Origin of the sequence: Muricomes intestini (assembly GCF_004346165.1) — a bacterium.
In the GTDB taxonomy this organism is placed as follows: domain Bacteria; phylum Bacillota; class Clostridia; order Lachnospirales; family Lachnospiraceae; genus Muricomes; species Muricomes intestini.
Map to the genome: position 1 here is coordinate 1 of NZ_SLZZ01000035.1, position 17,091 is coordinate 17,091.

Sequence of the window (17,091 nt, forward strand, 5' to 3'; positions counted from 1 at the left end):
ATACACAAAAATATCTTCTTTTACTCCAAAACTGCCAGTATTCAATTTTCAATCTGCATTGGAATTAGATGATTCTAATTCCGAGAACTTATTATTTACTTCTAGGATAAGCCGACTTCCGACAAGTGAATGTTACATACTTTACTGTCTAATCAATCGCCTGTTCGATAAATTGGTTTTGCCTTGTTAAAGATTGACAAGTAGAACAAGCGGTGATATGTTTCATCTATAATAATAAACTCTGCCTAACTATTTTTCAACAGGTGATTTTAGATGCTGAACTATAATTCTTTTTGTCAGCTTATTCGGCCAACCATATATAATTAAAAGGATATGATAAACGAAAGGACGGTGAAAACAAATGAAACATATTTTCTTTGTTGAAGATGATTTGAGTCTAATTAATGGTTTATCTTTTGCTATCAAAAAACAAGGATATAAAATAGACGTTGCTGTGCAGTTGGTTTGTTAATCAGCAAACTGCTATATGGTAGTCTCATTACTACTCATTTCAGCTACGCTATTTGGAGTTTGCCTGTCATACCTCTGCTGATTATACTTTTATTTGTTTTTCTTGCTGCTATTGCGGCAGTTCATGCTCCGTCAAAACGAATACGGAATTAATCTGCCAGCTTACTGCCTTTTAGTGCACCGGCCTCCACACCGCCCATCAAAATGTGTCCCTCATTATCTCAAGAGCTTTTCGTAGGTGAATTTTCCCACAGAGCCCTTCACAAGAAGCGCAGCTATTAGCGGTAAGACGATACCCAGTCCTAAGAGAATCCATGTGCTTACCATGATAATCCCTGTAAATTGCCCTATGACAAGCGCAATGATTGGAAAAACCAAGAATACGGCGCGCTGCTGTGCTTCTTCTATGGTTTGCGCCTTTGCGGAGCCACGTACCGTTATGCTGATCGCAACCAATGAGATAGATGGCGCAATAAGCAGCATAATAATCATCCAGCTAAGGTCAGGCATAACTGCACTCCCGGTTAAAAGCAGTACCTCTATTTCCATTACTACTATCATTGCCGCAAATGAGATGAACGAAACCATCATACTTACTGAAAAGCTGGCCAATATTTTTGACTGAAACAATTGCTTCAATGAGAGCGGGGAATAAAGCAAAGTTTCCAGAGTGTGCTTCTCCTTTTCTCCCACAAACGAACTTGCCGCCATAACCGACGACGCCATGATCGGAATCATCAGGAAAAAAACCGGCATGATTTTGTTGAGCAAAAGCCCTAAAATCATCTGCTTTTGATTGCCTATTTGTTCAGTAGACGGCAGCATTTCCAGCAGTTTCTGGAAATCAGAAGTAGTATCCGGAACCAGTACTGTGACAAACACAAAAATGGACGGTAATATAATTGTCAACGCAAGCGGAACCATCAGCATAACCGAAAACACTTGTTTATTTGAGGTAATACCACGAATATCTTTTTTCATCAAGGCAAGCTGCATTCTATTCATCATTTTCACCTTCCTTTCCTGCTTTGCGCCGGTCAATTAAAGAAAAGTAAATCTCTTCCAAAGACATTCTGTGCGTCGAGATATGATATATATTGCCGCCCGCCTCCACAATGCCTTTGACAATGGGCGGAATTTCATCCTCTGAATTTACTGTGATGTCATAAGTGTGCTCACCGGTTTTCTGATATACCAGGCCATCAGGCATACGGCTCGCTTTCACATGCACCACTACACCGGAGAAAACCATAGCTCGAAGCCTCTGGATGTTTCCCGTTGCCAATAAAGTGCCTTCATCAATCAGCCCGTATGTGGTACAGATTTCCTGGGCATAACGTAGCTGGTGGGTACATAAAAAAATTGTTGTACCATCAACGGAAAGTTCCCTGATAAGACTATTTACATTTTGCGCACTTTCAGGGTCAAGTCCGGAGGTCGGTTCATCCAAAAATAGAATTCTAGGGCTGTGAATCATGGCACGGGCTAGGGAGAGGCGCTGGCGCATACCGGTGGAGTAAGCTGCCAGTTTACGATCCTGTGCATCCACCAGACCCAGCCGCTCTAAGAGGACGTTTGCACGCTTTTCACATTCAGCCGCATTCACACCGAAGAGTGTTCCATAGAAAACCAGATTCTCAAGCCCTGTCAGGTGGTCGTACATCTGTGCATGTTCCGTGATTACGCCGGACAATTGATGCAGCTTTTCCGGATTTTGGGCAGGATCAAGATCAAACACCCGGCAGCTACCCTCTGAGGGCGCAAGCATTCCGCAAAGTAATTTGATAGTGGTTGTCTTCCCCGCGCCATTAGGACCCAGGAATCCAAAGACCTCGCCTTGCTCCAAACTGAATTCTATATGATCCACTGCATTTTTACTACCGGTATAGGTTTTTGACAAATTTTGTGTTAAAACTGCTTTCATACCGTTCCTCCTGTTCACTTGGTTTTTCACGATGGGGACTATCTAACCAACAGCCTTACAGTTGCTTCTTTCGAAACATCAATACCGAATAGTTAGTTATTTTTTAGTTTTTCTGCAATCCTCTGAAAACGGCGCTCATCAGCCAATACGGTAAACGCCGGATTGTTTACGACCCCTTCGGTCATGCTTTGCCGAATAATCTTTTCATCGCGGGGCGGAGCGGTTCCCAGGGGAAATTCCTTAAACCAGTCATCAAGCAGAGTAAAAAAGTCGTCTCCCTTTAACTGCAATGGATATATATCTCCTGTGACAAGCTCTGCGTACTCCTCCAGTATATCCAATGCCTTGTCGGTATTTCCAAGCGTCACATACCCCTGCGCGGCAACGAGCAGGAACTGCACCAGGATAGACGGATGAAGCCCCTTTATACCAAAGGCTTCCACTACGGCAAGCGCTCGTTTATATGTTTCATCATACCGTTCCGGCTCATCCGTGCAGAGCGTAAGATAGGTTGGAAGAATATCAAGCAGAGAAAGGACGTGCTGATAAATGCCGACTTGCAGCACAGCTTTTGCTTCCTCAGGTTTTCCAATCATCTGATAGGCTGGCGCAAGTATCGCTTCCGGGGAGTACATCTGCATACTTACCTCCGCAAACAGTTCCAAAACCTCATTTGGATTGCCCAGCATCAATGCGCAGAGCGCTTCCATATTTAGTGCCTGCCGGGCAAGCTCGGCATTATCGCTCTCTCTTTTCACCCGGATGAACAGCTCTTTTGCTTCCTCAATGATAGAGAAGACTCTATCCGCATCACCCGAGAGCATACTATTGTTTACAAGCATGGCACCAATTTGAAATAACAGAGGAAAGCAGGAGAAATACTTTTTAGCAGTTTCACGGCAGCGCTCCAAGACTTCATCGAATGACTTGGAAGCAAAGTCGGCGGATAAACTTAGATAGAGCTTGCGAATGTCCTCTTTAGTCATTTGCGGCTCATAGCCCATCAGTTCATCAATGCTCATATTGAAAAAGGCCGCAAGTTGTGGGAGAAAAGTAATATCGGGATAACTCTGACCTGTTTCCCATTTGGAAACGGAAGCCTTCGAAACGCCGATGTAGCTTGCAAGGTCATCTTGAGTCAGTCCTTTCTCCCTTCGTTTATTTATGATGGCTCTGGCAATATTGATTTCTTTCATGTTCGTTCCCTCCACCATTATTATACTGGTTGACAAAATCAGCTTCAAGGAATTTGTGGTTGATTTTAGGTAAAAAAATCAACCTTCAGGAAACTTATTGGCGTTTGCAAGATCATAGCTTTAAACCCGCAGAATAGCATGTTGCATGAGAACTTGCTTAACTTTATTGGGATATAGACAGATAAAGTAAGTATTGTATTTGGCAGAAATTTAATCTTACGAAAATGCTTCTAAACACAAGAGGGGAGTGTAAACTTTCAGCTTTGCAGGCTGGAAGTTAAAAATTATAGTTATTTAGAGCTGGCCGCGCTATATTGCCTTTTTTTGGCCGGGCGTGTTTCATCTATTTCACGTCATACTCATTACAAGCTGTTCTTCATCCACTCTTCAACAATTTCCTTGTCGTTTTCACCCATAAACGGATGTTCACTGTTTTCAGCAACAGTGAGATGGCAATGATATTTATTTACAAAGGAATCAATAACCTCCCGGCTCTGAAGATTGTCCTTTGAGCCGTATAGAATGTGGGTCGCAGGAATCCATTTATCAATCGGATGCTCTTTGACATAGAGATAATATGGCCAGGACATCGTGTCAATAGGGGTAGAAATTTCACCTTTCCTCTTAAGTTCATCCTCTGTGATATGAAACCATAAAAACATCTGGCAAATCAGATACTCCATATTTACAATTGGCGACTGAAAAAGACAATTATCAAAATGCCTGTTACGATAAGCATGCAGGCTGAAAAAGACACCTAAGCTGCACCCAAATAATGATACATTTTTCCAATGTTCAAAAACATAGTCTCCCACCTGAGTGAGATCCGCGATTCCATTTTGAATATTGCATTTGTATTTTGTATCCGTTCTTTCACCGTGTTCGGGTAGGTCAAAGCTGATTACCTGATAATCTCTGCCGGCAGCAATCTCTGCAAACGCTTCAGCGCTTTCTTTGTTTGACATCTTTCCGTGAACAAAAAGGTATACTTGATCGGATTTTTCTCCCCATATAACAGCGGGAATCCTTCCAATATAAATTTTTTCCTTTATCATTATTTCTCTCCAATCCAATGCGGTATTAGCTTCCATTTAAGCCTGAAATCCAAAAAAACAGTTAACTCTTCTTCCACCGTTCTACGCTACCAAATTTAGCAATGACCGTTTGGTGCATTTCATCGGGCATGCTGTCGAACATAAGCTAAAACATTTTTTAATCTCTGTTTTGGTAAAAACTATAATTTGCCCCTCCTGTTTACAGTTCCTCCACCATCCGGTAGCCTACGCCCATCTCTGTTAATATAAATTTTGGTGCGCCGGGATTTTCCTCAATCTTTCTGCGAATATTTGCCATATTGACGCGAAGCGTGTGACTGTCCCCAGCGTACAGGCCCCATACCTCCTTCATGATATAATCATGCGTCAAGACCTTTCCAGCGTTCTTTGATAAAAGAGCCAGAATCTTATACTCAACTGGCGTTAGATGAACTGCTTTTCCGGCGAGGGAAACGGACCGTTTTTCATAATCAACCTGAAGCTCTCCAACAGTTGTTTTCTCTGCTCCCTGTATCTGCCCACCCATGCTTTGGGGGCTATGTCGCAGCGCTGTACGAATTCTTGCCAGAAGCTCTGAAGTACCAAATGGTTTTACAATATAATCGTCTGCTCCCAAATCAAGTGCCTCAACCTTTTCCCGTTCGTGTCCGCGTGCTGACACAACAACAACCGGTATCTTCGACCATTTGCGGATACTTTTCAGTATCTCCACTCCATCAATATCCGGCAAGCCAAGATCCAGCAAAATGACATCTGGTGAATAGGATGCCGCCATAGAAACACCTTCTTTTCCTGTACCGGTCTTGATGACCTGATATCCGTTTGAGTTCAGGATTGCTGTTATAAAGTTGCATATTGCTTCCTCATCCTCAATGACAAGAATTGTTGGTTTTATCATAATCACTCACTTCTTTCCAATGGCAGTGTGAATTTAAATACCGCACCACCTTCTTTGCGATTAGCGGCTTCCATTGTTCCGTTATGCGCTTTGATGATTGTCATGCAGATAGACAGCCCGATGCCCATTCCTCGGGAAGAATCCGAGCTTTTCGTTCCATTGGGGACATAGCTGATAAAAAGATAGGGAAAATCCTCGTCTACGATTCCCTTCCCATGATCAATTACCTCAAATATTGCTGCATCTTCGGTTCTTTTTAATATAATCTCAACGGGCGAGGTAACGGCAGAATGTTTCACTGCATTTTCCAGAAGGTTAATGAGCACCTGTGCAATCAAGGTGCCGTCCATAGGCACTTCTAACAGCTCATCGGGCACAGAAACCTCAACCTTGTGGTGTGGAAATCTTTTTCGGATTCGGCTTACGGCCTCCGCCACAACCTCCTCAGCCGCCTCCGGGTTCTTGTTAACCTTAGATTCTCCTTCATTAATTCGCGTTACCGACAGCAGGTTTTCTACCATCCGTATCAACCACTGAGCCTCTTCCTGAATATCTGCATTCAGCTTGTCGCGGGTACTCTCATCTAATGTTTTTGAATTTTCACGTATTGCAGAGCTGGCTCCAAGAATCCCGGACAAGGGCGTGCGCAAATCATGAGCGATAGCCCGAAGCAAATTGCTTCTCATTTTTTCCTTTTCCGCCTCCACAATGATACTGCGCTGTTCATCAGACAAGTTCTGCCGCTCCAGCGCCATAGCCACCTGGGAGGCGATCATGCGCAAAAATTGACGGGTGTTATGGCCTAAAAAACCTTTTACACAGGAAATACCTAAAACAGCCAGCACCTTGCCTTGCGCTATAACCGGCATATAAAGACCGGCCGCTTCCATTAAGGTATCCGTTCCCGATCCCGCCCACTTTTGATTTACAAACACCCAATGCGCGACTGCCTTTTCGTCCTTGGAATTAAGAACTGCTTCATCCGTATCCCCATCGGCCTGCATGACACTGCCATTGGTACCAGCTTCAGGATCGGATGGGAAGAATACGACGGACCGCTCAAACAAATTCACAATATACACATTGGTCAGCGAAATAATATTTTCAAGCCCTCTGGTAACCAGAAGCTTTTTATTGATCTCATAAAGAACCTCTGTGCGACGTTCTCTCTGAACAGCCAACTTAGCCTGTGTCTTAATTCTTACGGTCAGTGTGCTTGTGATCAAGGCCACCAGCAACATAATGAGGAAGGTAATAGGATAACCCGCTTGAATCGCATTGAACGTGTACATCGGTTTGGTAAAAAAGAAATTGAAGCTCAGTACGCTTGCAACCGAAGCAATTATTCCGAAAATATGTCCTTTTGTAATCCTTGATATGACAAGCACAGAAAGGATATAGGTCATAATGATATTCTGATCACCGATTCCCACCTTCCGCAGTCCGAGGGATACCAGTGTAGCCGCCACCAATAGCGCCGCTGTTTTCGCGCAGTCAATCCATGAAAATTCCACTTTGCCTTTCCAAATTGTCTTGCGGGGTTTTTTATAATCCCGGCGAGCGGTGGCACCGGGGATGATATAGACTTCTATGTTTGGTAAAAGAGAAATCAGTTTGTCTTCAAAGTCTATATCGAATAGGTTTTTAAGTGTTTTCTTATTGCGGCTTTTGCCTACCACAATGTTTGTGATGCCGGATAATTTCGCATATTCGGATACGGATACCGCAATTTCATGGCCTGTGAGCGAAACAATTTCCGCTCCAAGCTTTTCCGCCAGATTCATATTTCCACGTAGTATTTTCTGCTGCTGGGAAGTTAAATAATCACTGTCAGTGCTATCCACATAAAGTGCCACCCATTGCGCATGAAAGGCTTCTGCAGCCCGAGCCGTCCACCTTATACATTTGGCGGAGGATGGAGAAGGGCCAATGCAAACCAGCATTTTTGTATTCGCCATTTTTTCAGTCGTACGGCGCTCATTTTGGTTCTCATTGCTGATTCTATCTGCAGCCTTGCGCATGGCGATTTCACGCAGGAGCTTTAAATTCTCCCGTGTAAAAAAATGATTCATGGCCGTCTGCGCCCGTTCTGGCTTATAAATCTTCCCATCCTCGAAGCGCCGTAGCAGTTCATCCGGTTCAATATCGATTAGCTTGACCTTTTCGGCCCTGTCGAAGATATAGTCGGGTACGGTTTCTTTTACCTGGACACTGGTTATGCCCTCAATTACATCATTAAGACTTTCAATATGCTGGACGTTTACGGTCGTATAAACATCAATTCCAGCGTTCAAAAGCTCCTCAATATCCTGAAAGCGTTTCAGATTTCGGACACCTTCTGCATTGGTATGCGCAAGTTCATCCACTAAAATCAGTTCCGGTTTGCGCCTCAGCGCCTCATCCAGATCAAATTCCTTGAGCTCTATGTTGCGGTAAAACACCGATTTGGGCGCAAGGGAAGGAAGGCCCTGTAAAAGCTGCAACGTTTCCGGACGGGTATGTGGCTCAACGTAACCGACCAGAACATCTTTACCCATGCGGCACTGCTCCTGCGCATCATCAAGCATGGCATAGGTTTTACCCACACCGGCCGCATATCCGAAGAAAATCTTTAATTTCCCGGAATGATTATCTTGCTGTGTTTGTATATCTGCCAGAAGCGCATTGGGATCAGGTCGTCCCTCAAATCCATCCATTTTACCTCACCTCCTATATATTTAACAATCATACCACTGCTATATTTTATAGCAAGTGGTTTCTTTCTCTCGCTGGTTTTATTGATAGAATAGCAGACTTTTTCAACGCACCGGAAGGTCATGCAAAAATGCATGACCTTCGCAGCTGTTAACCGCTATACGGCTTACAGCAAACCATCCAGCGCTAAGTTAACTTTCAGGACATTTACAGCAGGCTCGCCGAATATTCCGAGAAAGCGGTCAGTGGTATATTTACTGATAATTGCTCGGACATCGTCCCCGCTGACGCCACGTTCCCTCGCAAGGCGGGCCACCTGGTACTCCGCTGCATCCGGTGTAATATTCGGGTCTACGCCGCTGCCGGAGGCTGTTACCAGAACCATCGGTATGTCCGCGGTGTTATCAGGGTCGAGAGTATGCAGCCAGTCAGTGCGCTCGTCTACAAGCGCTTTTTGCTCCTCGCTTACCGGTGAGAGATTTGTTGTTCCCATCGGCCTTCCAATCATATATTCGGCACTTGTAAATTCCTGCGCAATCAGAGCAGAGCCATAGTCCTTCTGCGTGCCATCCTTGAGCGTAACGGTTATGATGCTCCCATTCGCCTGACCTGGGAATATGAGCTGTGCGATTCCCGTAACGGCCGCCGTATAAATAACCCCACATACTATGGTCATTACGAGGAAGCACATAATCGCCGGACGCAGTATTTTCATTGATTTCGTCATTTTAATCCTCCTCACATAATGCCGCAGGCTGTAAGCAGCATATCAATTCCTTTGATTGCAATAAAAGGCGCTGCAATGCCACCCAAGCCATAAATCAGCATGTTTTGTTTCAATAGCTTTCCGGCTGGCAGCTCACGGTATTTCACACCCTTGAGCGCCAGCGGAATGAGCGCAATAATAATGAGTGCATTGTAGATAATGGCAGATAGAATTGCCGTTATGGAGCTGGTTAACCCCATAAAATTTAAGGCTGTCAGCTGCGGGTAAATGCCAAAAAACAGCACCGGGATGATCGCAAAATACTTAGCCACATCATTTGCCACGCTAAAGGTTGTCAGCGCTCCACGGGTCATCAGAAGCTGCTTTCCAATTCGCACAATGTCAATGAGCTTGGTAGGGCTGGAATCAAGGTCAACCATGTTACCGGCTTCCTTAGCAGCCTGAGTTCCGGTGTTCATTGCCACGGCAACATCCGCCTGCGCCAGTGCAGGAGCATCGTTTGTACCATCACCTGTCATAGCGACTAAGTGCCCTTTCGACTGATAGTCACGGATCAGCTCCAGCTTTGCTTCCGGCGTGGCTTCCGCCAGAAAATCGTCTACACCGGCTTCCGCCGCAATGGCTGCCGCAGTCATGGGATTGTCGCCTGTAATCATAATGGTTTTGATGCCCATTTTCCGCAAATCTTCAAACCGTTCCTTTACACCATTTTTGACAATATCCTTTAAATAAACAACGCCCAGCACTTGATTGTTCTTTGCAACTACCAGAGGTGTACCGCCTGCTCCGGCAACACGTCTTACAATCTGCTCACATTCTTCGGGATACTCTCCGCTATTGTCCAGCACAAAAGCTTTTACTGCTTCTGCGGCACCTTTGCGAATCTGAATGCCTTGGTAGTCAATGCCGCTCATTCTAGTTTTTGCCGTAAATTCTATGAAACTGGCATTCATCTTTGAAAGCTCTCGACCTCGAATGCCAAACTTTTCTTTTGCCAGTACAACAATGCTCCTGCCCTCGGCTGTTTCATCTGCCAAGGATGAGAGCTGTGCGGCATCTGCCAGATCTTGTTCTTTCACGCCATTCACCGGCAGAAATTCACTTGCTTGACGGTTTCCAAGGGTGATGGTACCGGTTTTATCCAGTAGCAACACATCTACATCTCCGGCAGCTTCAATCGCACGACCACTCATGGCAAGCACATTCGCCTGATTGAGACGGCTCATGCCTGCAATGCCGATGGAAGATAAAAGTGCACCGATTGTGGTGGGAGCCAGGCAAACCAGTAACGCAATTACATTTGTAATGGAAATCGCTGAGCCAGCCCCTGCCTGACTGCTTGCAAAGCTTGAAAACGGAAGCAGTGTTGCCGTAACAATTAAAAATATAATAGTAAGCGTTACTAGCAAAATTTGCAGGGCTATCTCATTGGGTGTCTTTTTTCTGGAGGCGCCTTCCACCATGGAAATCATCTTATCCAGAAAGCTTTCTCCTGCTTCCGCTGTTACCTCAATCACAAGCCAATCAGATACCAGTGTTGTTCCTCCGGTAACCGCACTGCGGTCACCGCCTGATTCGCGGATTACCGGTGCGGATTCACCGGTAATTGCACTCTCATCTACAGAAGCCGCACCATCGATGACCTCGCCGTCCATCGGAATTTGCTCTCCTGCCCAAACGATGACAATATCACCTTTTTTAAGTTGTGCAGAGAGCACCTCGTTATAGTCATTCATATTATTTGTGGACTTTAGTTTTTTTGCTTTTACATCCTTTCGTGCCTTTCGCAGGGTATCTGCCTGGGCGCGCCCACGCCCTTCCGCGATGGCTTCTGCAAAGTTTGCAAATAATACGGTAAACCATAAGATCAATGCAATTGCAATGATATATCCGCCGTTTTCATCTTTAATTCCGGCAAATGACAAAACATATAAAGCTGTGGTTAGAATCGCTCCGATATAGACCACCAGCATGACAGGATTTTTGACTTGGATACCCGGAGCCAGCTTGGCAAAGGATTGTCTGAGCGAATCCCCTAAAATACTTTTATTGATACTTTTCTTTTCCATTTCAATCACCCCGTTCTATCGCATTGTGAAGTAATCGGCTATGGGGCCAAGAGCCAGCGCTGGCAAAAAGCTCAGCGCGCCGACAATTAGAATAACGCCGATTAACAGTCCCACAAACATGGTATTTGTTGTCGATAAGGTTCCTTCACTGACCGCAACCGCCTTCTTTTTCGACATATTTCCGGCAAGGAAGATAGCTGCAGCCATAGGGATAAAGCGAGCCAGCAGCATAATGATCCCGCCAACAACATTCGTAAACACAGTGTTTGCATTAAATCCGGCAAAAGCACTTCCGTTGTTGTTGCCCATTGACGAAAATGCATAAAGAATTTCTGAGAACCCATGGGCACCTGAATTTGTCAGCCAAGAGTCCACTTCTGGCACCATCACTGCAGCAGCGGTACTAAGAAGTGTACACATCAAAGGTGCAAGCACGATTAAACAAACCATTTTCATATCATAGGGTTCTACCTTTTTACCGAGGTACTCCGGCGTTCGGCCAACCATGAGTCCGGCGATAAATACCGTCAGCAAAACAAAAGCAATCATACCATATAATCCGCTGCCTACACCACCAAACACAATTTCTCCTAATTGCATCAGGAACATGGGAATCATTCCCCCGAGAGGTGTGAAGCTGTCATGCATGGAATTTACTGAGCCATTGGATACTGCCGTAGTTGCTGTAGCCCACAAAGAAGAAGCTCCGATGCCATGGATAACCTCTTTGCCTTCCATACTGCCGGAAGTAACAATGCCCTCGAAAACGGGTCCTCTATACTGCTCACTTATTGTTGTAATGCCGAGAGCAGCCACAAACAGGATCATCATGGCAATGTAAATGGATTTTCCTTGTTTACTGTCCTTGACGGCCTTGCCAAACGATACGCATAATGCAGCGGGAATCAGCAAAAGAGACAAGCATTCCAACAGATTTGAAAGTGTTGTGGCATTTTCCAAGGGGAAAGCAGAGTTAACCCCAAAGAAGCCGCCGCCGTTTGTTCCAAGCTGCTTAATGGCAATCTGACTGGCCGCAGGGCCAAGCGGGATAGTTTGTGCTGCTCTGCTTTCCAGCATAGCTACTTCCCTGTAGGGTGCAAAGGTTTGCACAACACCCTGTGAAACAAGCACAAGCGCCAGAACAAAGGAAAGGGGAATCAGCACATAAAGCGTAATTCTAGTCAAATCAGTCCAAAAACTTCCGATGGTGGCTTTCTGCCTTAAAATAAAGCCTCTGATCAGCGCAAACAATACGGCTATTCCTGTTGCAGCCGACACGAAGTTTTGAACGGTAAGTCCTAAGAATTGCGTTAGATAGGACAGCCCGGCTTCTCCGGAATATGCCTGCCAGTTTGTATTGGAAACAAAGCTTGCCGCCGTGTTAAAGGCAAGATGCCAGCTCGTGCCCTCAATGCTAGCCGGGTTAAATGGTAGGACGCCCTGCAGCATCTGAATCAGCCAGACAAAAAACAAACCAACTGCACTGAAAACTAATGCAGACAGCGCATATTTTTTTGCACTCATTTCCTCGTTGCCCTTAACACCCATAATTTTATAAATCCCGTTTTCTACCGGGGCAACGGCACGGGATAAAAACACCTTCTGACCATCCATGACCTTGTACATATAAATGCCAAGTGGAATTGATAATCCCACCAGCAAGACAAAGTAAGCAATATCTTGTAAAATAATCATATTCATAATTCCTCACCTCGAAACAACACATAGAATAAGTAAATCATCAAGGCAAATCCGATGATACCGATGATCGCCAACACTACACTCATATTCTCATCTCCTCTCACTTTCTCAGCGTATCTACGGCAGAATCATGATCCATCGCACTGCCATGATAATAGCCATCGTAACAATTAAAAAGGCCACAAAGCATAATATTTCTTTCCAAGTGCATTGAGTCTTATCATTTTTCATACCAAAAACGCCTTTCCTTCAATTTTGCTGTAAAGTTTTCAGATATTGCACGCAAATGTACATTTTTTACCCAAATACCATTCTTTACGCTATTAATCATAACAAAAAAGAGATCAATGAGGTGTCAATTCGAACGGCGTAAATGTCAAGAAAGCGTCCAGATATTTTATACAAAACGTTGTTCCAAATATAGATGTATCGTATCTTAGATCTATATCCATTTAGTATTTACGATATCAGTTTCAGAATTTAAAGCATTAAACATAGAAAAAGATCAAAGCAGGACTCCCATAACTTAATACCTGACCTTGATACTCTGGATGATGACGGCAATCCGGTTGATAGGAATGGCATGGTAGAGCGTGCCAAGGACCTGATTCAGAATCTAAGGAAATATGATCGGGTAACTTCTGCCGGTTCAGCGGCATATGTCCAGAATATTTCTTTTGATAGGACAACCGGTGAGATTATTGACGGAAAAGAACTTGCCCTTAATCTTTCCAAGATAGAGGAAGAGTCTAAATACGATGGCTATTATTCCATTGTTACAAGCGAATTAAATATGAGTGACTACATTCTCCAGGCAAAACTTGACAATAAATATCCTGTTGGGAAAATGCTGCAGGCACTCCGAAAGTATTCTTGTATTCTATACTGTTCAGTACCAAGGCGGTTCAATAGTTTTCACGTACTTTCAGATAGTGGGCTGACATGGACGGATATCCAAGTCTGTCCACTATGATTCTTTTCGTAAATGCCGAGTTCAGCATTGCCGCCGCTCTCCACACTCCTTTTCGGTTTTCACAGCTTTCTTAGCCACCTTACATTTCACCGTTGTTTTTCCGGGTTTCCTTGGTTAAGCAGTCCACCACATAGGTTTTTTGCAGCAGGGCATCTCCGATGTATCGCTCGTTGCGGAGCATATATTGCAGTGCGCCAATTGACCATTCGGTATTACCGGTAGGGGAGAGAATTTCGTCTGCCTCCAGCGATTCCTTTATGTGTCCTTAAACAATGGAATTGAAAAGGCATCCAGCAGCGGCTGCCCCCCCAAATATCGCCAGTAACCGGAGGGTTAAGTATTCCGGCTCCGTATCGGCACAGGCCTCATATTTTGCAGCAGCACATCCAAATATAAGCAGCTTGGTGTAGTCGCTGTCCACCTCGCTTTTTTCAAGCTCCCGGTTGATTTGGTTCTCCGTCCGGGCAACATCGAGGGAATAATTCTCCCGATGCGGTGACGGAAGCTCCAGCAGAGCTTGGTCGGTGATGCGCTTCGGGGTAACAGGCGTGCAAGATATTGCAGACGAAGCCGGAATCAGCATCGGCTTGCTTTACAGACATTACAAAACCAAAGAGGAGTTTTTTAGCGGAGTTGTAAGTTACGCTGTTGAAGGCTTAAATACTTTATGCGATTTAATGAATGAACAATTCACCATTATGGTGTACTGGATTGCTTATAACCTCCTATGTAGCTTCTGTGCATCTCTATAGATACAGGGGAAAATGTTAATAACCGTGTTTATATAAATTAGAAAACCCTCTTGCTCATGACGCAACGTAATGTAGTATAATCAAAATCGGAGGTGATAAATGTGTTAATGCAACATGAAGAAATTTATTCGGTGGGAGAACTTGCAAAAGCAACAGGCTTAACTGTACGGACGCTTCAGCACTATGACAACATCGGTCTGCTGCGGGCGGGCGGACGAACCGAAGGTGGGCGTCGCTATTACACGAAACGCGATGTGGTGCGACTGACGCAAATTACAATATATAAAAGCATCGGCTTTTCACTGTCCGATATACGCGAAAAGTTGACGGATGATCCCGAGCCGACGGAGCTTGCAAAGGTGTTCTCTATGCAAATTCCCATTCTGCAAAAAAAGATGGATGACTTGCACATGGCAATAGCGGTGCTGTTTACATCTGTCAATCTATTTGACATTGGAAAAGAGCCGCCGCTTGAAATATTGGCGGAGCTCATTCGCACGACAGAGGGCAGCGGCCTGACCGAGTGGACTGATTTTCCGTTTGACCCCGCACTCAGCCACATGGCAAGCAGCAAGGGGTTGGATACATTGCATGGAGCGATGGGATTTTATCATACCATGCGGGAGCTTTTGATTGAAGCGATTGCCTTGCAAAGCTCGGATACCGCTGCTGACGATCCGCAGGCGCAGACGCTTGCCGGGAATTGGTGGGAGAATGTCATCCTGCTTATGGTAAATGATACTCCGGGAGCATCAGACGCGCTGCTTACGGTAAACAGTTCTCGTGACCAATGGCCGGTGGCTGACCGTAAGCTATATGAAATGGCTGAACCATTTATCGAGTCAGCACTGGCGGTTTATATGGAGAAGAATAATTTGCAATTACCGGTAAAGGAGGACGATAAAATTGATTGACAGCATTACTGTAAAAAACTTGAGTAAGTCTTACGGCGAAAAGCAGGTGCTGCGTGGTGTGAGCTTTTCAGTAAAACATGGCGAGGTGTTTTCGCTTCTCGGCGTGAACGGCGCAGGGAAAACAACCACCATTGAATGTCTTGAGGGCTTACGCAAATGGCAGGAAGGTGAAATTGTTGTCGAGGGCATATCCGTTCGGCAGCACCCTGAGAAACTCCGCAAGGTTTTCGGGGTTCAATTGCAAAGCACGGCACTTTCTGAAAATATGACTGCAAAAGAAGCGATGCGTCTTTTCTGTGTTTGGCACGGCGTAAAGTATCGCGGCGATTTACTCACGCGTTTCGATATGGACGGCGAATATCTGAACAAGCCATACGCGAAACTGTCTACCGGGCGCAAGCGTAGACTGCACTTGGCGCTGGCGCTATGCCACAATCCGCGAGTGCTTGTGCTGGACGAACCGACGGCGGGCTTGGATGTGGAGGGCCGTAACACGCTACACCGAGAAATCTGTCGGCTTCGGGACGAGGGTGTAACAATACTGATGGCAACCCACGACATGGCGGAGGCCGAGGCGCTCAGCGACCGTATTGCGATTTTGCGTGACGGAGTAATTGCCCGTGAAGGTACACCAATGGAACTTACTGCGGCATCTAATATTCAAAACCGTGTCTACATAAAAACACGCGGCGGCAGTTTGCGAGAGAATACGCCAGAAGCATTAGGAATGCCGGAAACGACTATGGAGGGTTATTCTGTGTGGAAATGCAGGGATGCGGCGGAACTGCTTTTGCTTATTCTTCCGCACATCAAGGCGTGTGATGATATCGTTTCCGACCTTCGGATAGAACGAGCAAGTGTTGAGGACATATTTCTGTCTGTTGCGGGAGGTGCGAAATGAGAGCGTTTTTTGTGCAATTAGGCATTCAATTTCGGGGCGATTTACGAGACAAAGAAATCCTGATGGTTTACTACCTTGTCCCACTTCTGTTTTATGCTGTGATGGGCAGCATCATGAAAACACTGGAGATGGAAAATGGCGTCCCGCTCAACCTCGCAATTACGATTTTCACGCTGTCCATGTCCGCATTTCTCGGTATGCCGCAAGCACTTGTTAAGGCGCGCGAAAATGGTGTGCTGGATGCATACAAAGCCGCCGGGATTCCGGCTTGGAGTATGCCGCTTGCTACCATAGTAATTTCCACGCTTCATATCATGCTTGTCGCATTGGTGATTCTGTTTTCTGCACCATATTTGTTTGCATCGGCACTGCCGGAGAGTATCGCTGCGTATCTACTCACGGTACTGCTCGTCGCACTGTGTTCGGAAACGCTTGGCGCGTTGTTATCCTGTTTTGTAAAGAAGCAAAACACGCTGACGTTGGTTTCACAATGTCTGTTTCTCCCGACAATCATGTTTTCCGGTATCATGTTTCCGGCAGATTTGTTGCCCAAGCCTATGCAGTGGTTCGGAGAGATATTGCCCGCTACATTGGGAATGCGAATGATTTCAGGCGGAGAAATTGTGGCGCAGGTCTTGATAATCCTTTGCGTTATGACAACGGTATTTTTTCTTGCATCGGCTATAATTTTTAAAAGAATTAGCGCAAGACGGTAAATTGGGGAAATGTGTAATTTTTATTATGATACATCCATAAACGGTGCTATACACTATGTTTGAAAAGAATACAAGAATAAGGAATGATATTGGTTGGTGC

The 17,091-nt window shown here is 45.2% G+C and carries 17 protein-coding genes and 1 pseudogene; 6 read left to right on the plus strand and 12 right to left on the minus strand.

The genetic code is table 11. The features are described from left to right. Window positions 1-361: 361 nt before the first annotated feature. A pseudogene (locus EDD59_RS18620) lies at window positions 362-454 on the plus strand (DNA-binding response regulator); the annotation flags it as partial. 233 nt (window positions 455-687) lie between these two features. On the opposite strand, the gene EDD59_RS15875 reads toward EDD59_RS18620, so the two are convergent. From EDD59_RS15875 to EDD59_RS15925, 10 genes are all read right to left on the minus strand, one after another. Further along, window positions 688-1,479, minus strand: a complete 792-nt coding sequence (locus EDD59_RS15875; RefSeq protein ID WP_132383667.1) for an ABC transporter permease — start codon at window positions 1,477-1,479, stop codon at window positions 688-690. Further along, window positions 1,469-2,395 carry an ABC transporter ATP-binding protein gene (locus tag EDD59_RS15880; protein WP_132383669.1) on the minus strand — a complete coding sequence of 309 codons (927 nt, stop codon included), beginning with the start codon at window positions 2,393-2,395 and terminating at the stop codon, window positions 1,469-1,471. Before EDD59_RS15880 ends, EDD59_RS15875 begins: the two co-directional genes overlap by 11 nt. Before the next feature lie 92 nt (window positions 2,396-2,487). Further along, the gene (locus EDD59_RS15885) at window positions 2,488-3,591 is read right to left on the minus strand and encodes a helix-turn-helix domain-containing protein (protein WP_132383671.1); all 1,104 of its coding nucleotides are present in this window, start codon (window positions 3,589-3,591) and stop codon (window positions 2,488-2,490) included. Between the two features lie 362 nt (window positions 3,592-3,953). Then, window positions 3,954-4,646, minus strand: coding sequence for an alpha/beta hydrolase (locus EDD59_RS15890; RefSeq protein ID WP_132383673.1), 693 nt, complete (start codon window positions 4,644-4,646; stop codon window positions 3,954-3,956). Between the two features lie 199 nt (window positions 4,647-4,845). Beyond that, on the minus strand, window positions 4,846-5,547 hold the full coding sequence (locus tag EDD59_RS15900; protein WP_243117462.1) for a response regulator transcription factor: 702 nt from the start codon (window positions 5,545-5,547) through the stop codon (window positions 4,846-4,848). Next, a complete protein-coding gene (locus tag EDD59_RS15905) occupies window positions 5,547-8,240 on the minus strand; it encodes a DUF4118 domain-containing protein (protein ID WP_132383677.1) in 2,694 nt (897 codons plus the stop codon). The genes EDD59_RS15900 and EDD59_RS15905 overlap by 1 nt, the downstream gene beginning before the upstream one ends. A 164-nt stretch (window positions 8,241-8,404) precedes the next feature. Then, window positions 8,405-8,965: a K(+)-transporting ATPase subunit C gene (gene kdpC / locus EDD59_RS15910; RefSeq protein WP_132383679.1), complete on the minus strand. Its 561-nt coding sequence runs from the start codon at window positions 8,963-8,965 to the stop codon at window positions 8,405-8,407. 11 nt (window positions 8,966-8,976) lie between these two features. After that, entirely contained in the window at window positions 8,977-11,034 is a 2,058-nt protein-coding gene (gene kdpB / locus EDD59_RS15915) for a potassium-transporting ATPase subunit KdpB (protein ID WP_132383681.1), read from the minus strand. A gap of 15 nt (window positions 11,035-11,049) precedes the next feature. Next, window positions 11,050-12,735 carry a potassium-transporting ATPase subunit KdpA gene (kdpA, locus tag EDD59_RS15920; protein ID WP_132383683.1) on the minus strand — a complete coding sequence of 562 codons (1,686 nt, stop codon included), beginning with the start codon at window positions 12,733-12,735 and terminating at the stop codon, window positions 11,050-11,052. Beyond that, a complete protein-coding gene (locus EDD59_RS15925; RefSeq protein ID WP_132383685.1) occupies window positions 12,732-12,821 on the minus strand; it encodes a potassium-transporting ATPase subunit F in 90 nt (29 codons plus the stop codon). Before EDD59_RS15925 ends, kdpA begins: the two co-directional genes overlap by 4 nt. Window positions 12,822-13,318: 497 nt before the next feature. On the opposite strand from EDD59_RS15925, the gene EDD59_RS17880 reads away from it, so the two are divergent. Then, entirely contained in the window at window positions 13,319-13,708 is a 390-nt protein-coding gene (locus tag EDD59_RS17880) for a hypothetical protein (protein ID WP_165920972.1), read from the plus strand. A 79-nt stretch (window positions 13,709-13,787) separates the two neighbouring features. Here the strand turns inward: EDD59_RS17880 and EDD59_RS15935 are convergent, their stop codons facing one another. Beyond that, window positions 13,788-13,967, minus strand: coding sequence for a recombinase family protein (locus tag EDD59_RS15935; RefSeq protein WP_330572196.1), 180 nt, complete (start codon window positions 13,965-13,967; stop codon window positions 13,788-13,790). A gap of 6 nt (window positions 13,968-13,973) precedes the next feature. Next, window positions 13,974-14,291 (minus strand): hypothetical protein, encoded by a 318-nt coding sequence (locus EDD59_RS15940; RefSeq protein ID WP_243117461.1) that lies wholly within the window; start codon window positions 14,289-14,291, stop codon window positions 13,974-13,976. Between EDD59_RS15940 and EDD59_RS18695 the strand changes: the two genes are divergently transcribed. The 4 genes from EDD59_RS18695 (at window position 14,236) to EDD59_RS15960 (ending at window position 16,991) form a co-directional block, all read left to right on the plus strand. Further along, window positions 14,236-14,460: a TetR/AcrR family transcriptional regulator gene (locus EDD59_RS18695; protein ID WP_132383687.1), complete on the plus strand. Its 225-nt coding sequence runs from the start codon at window positions 14,236-14,238 to the stop codon at window positions 14,458-14,460. The genes EDD59_RS15940 and EDD59_RS18695 overlap by 56 nt on opposite strands. 107 nt (window positions 14,461-14,567) lie before the next feature. Next, a complete protein-coding gene (locus tag EDD59_RS15950; RefSeq protein ID WP_243117464.1) occupies window positions 14,568-15,374 on the plus strand; it encodes a MerR family transcriptional regulator in 807 nt (268 codons plus the stop codon). Continuing rightward, the gene (locus tag EDD59_RS15955) at window positions 15,367-16,275 is read left to right on the plus strand and encodes an ABC transporter ATP-binding protein (protein WP_165920973.1); all 909 of its coding nucleotides are present in this window, start codon (window positions 15,367-15,369) and stop codon (window positions 16,273-16,275) included. Before EDD59_RS15950 ends, EDD59_RS15955 begins: the two co-directional genes overlap by 8 nt. Continuing rightward, window positions 16,272-16,991 carry an ABC transporter permease gene (locus tag EDD59_RS15960; protein ID WP_132383693.1) on the plus strand — a complete coding sequence of 240 codons (720 nt, stop codon included), beginning with the start codon at window positions 16,272-16,274 and terminating at the stop codon, window positions 16,989-16,991. Before EDD59_RS15955 ends, EDD59_RS15960 begins: the two co-directional genes overlap by 4 nt. Window positions 16,992-17,091: the final 100 nt, after the last annotated feature.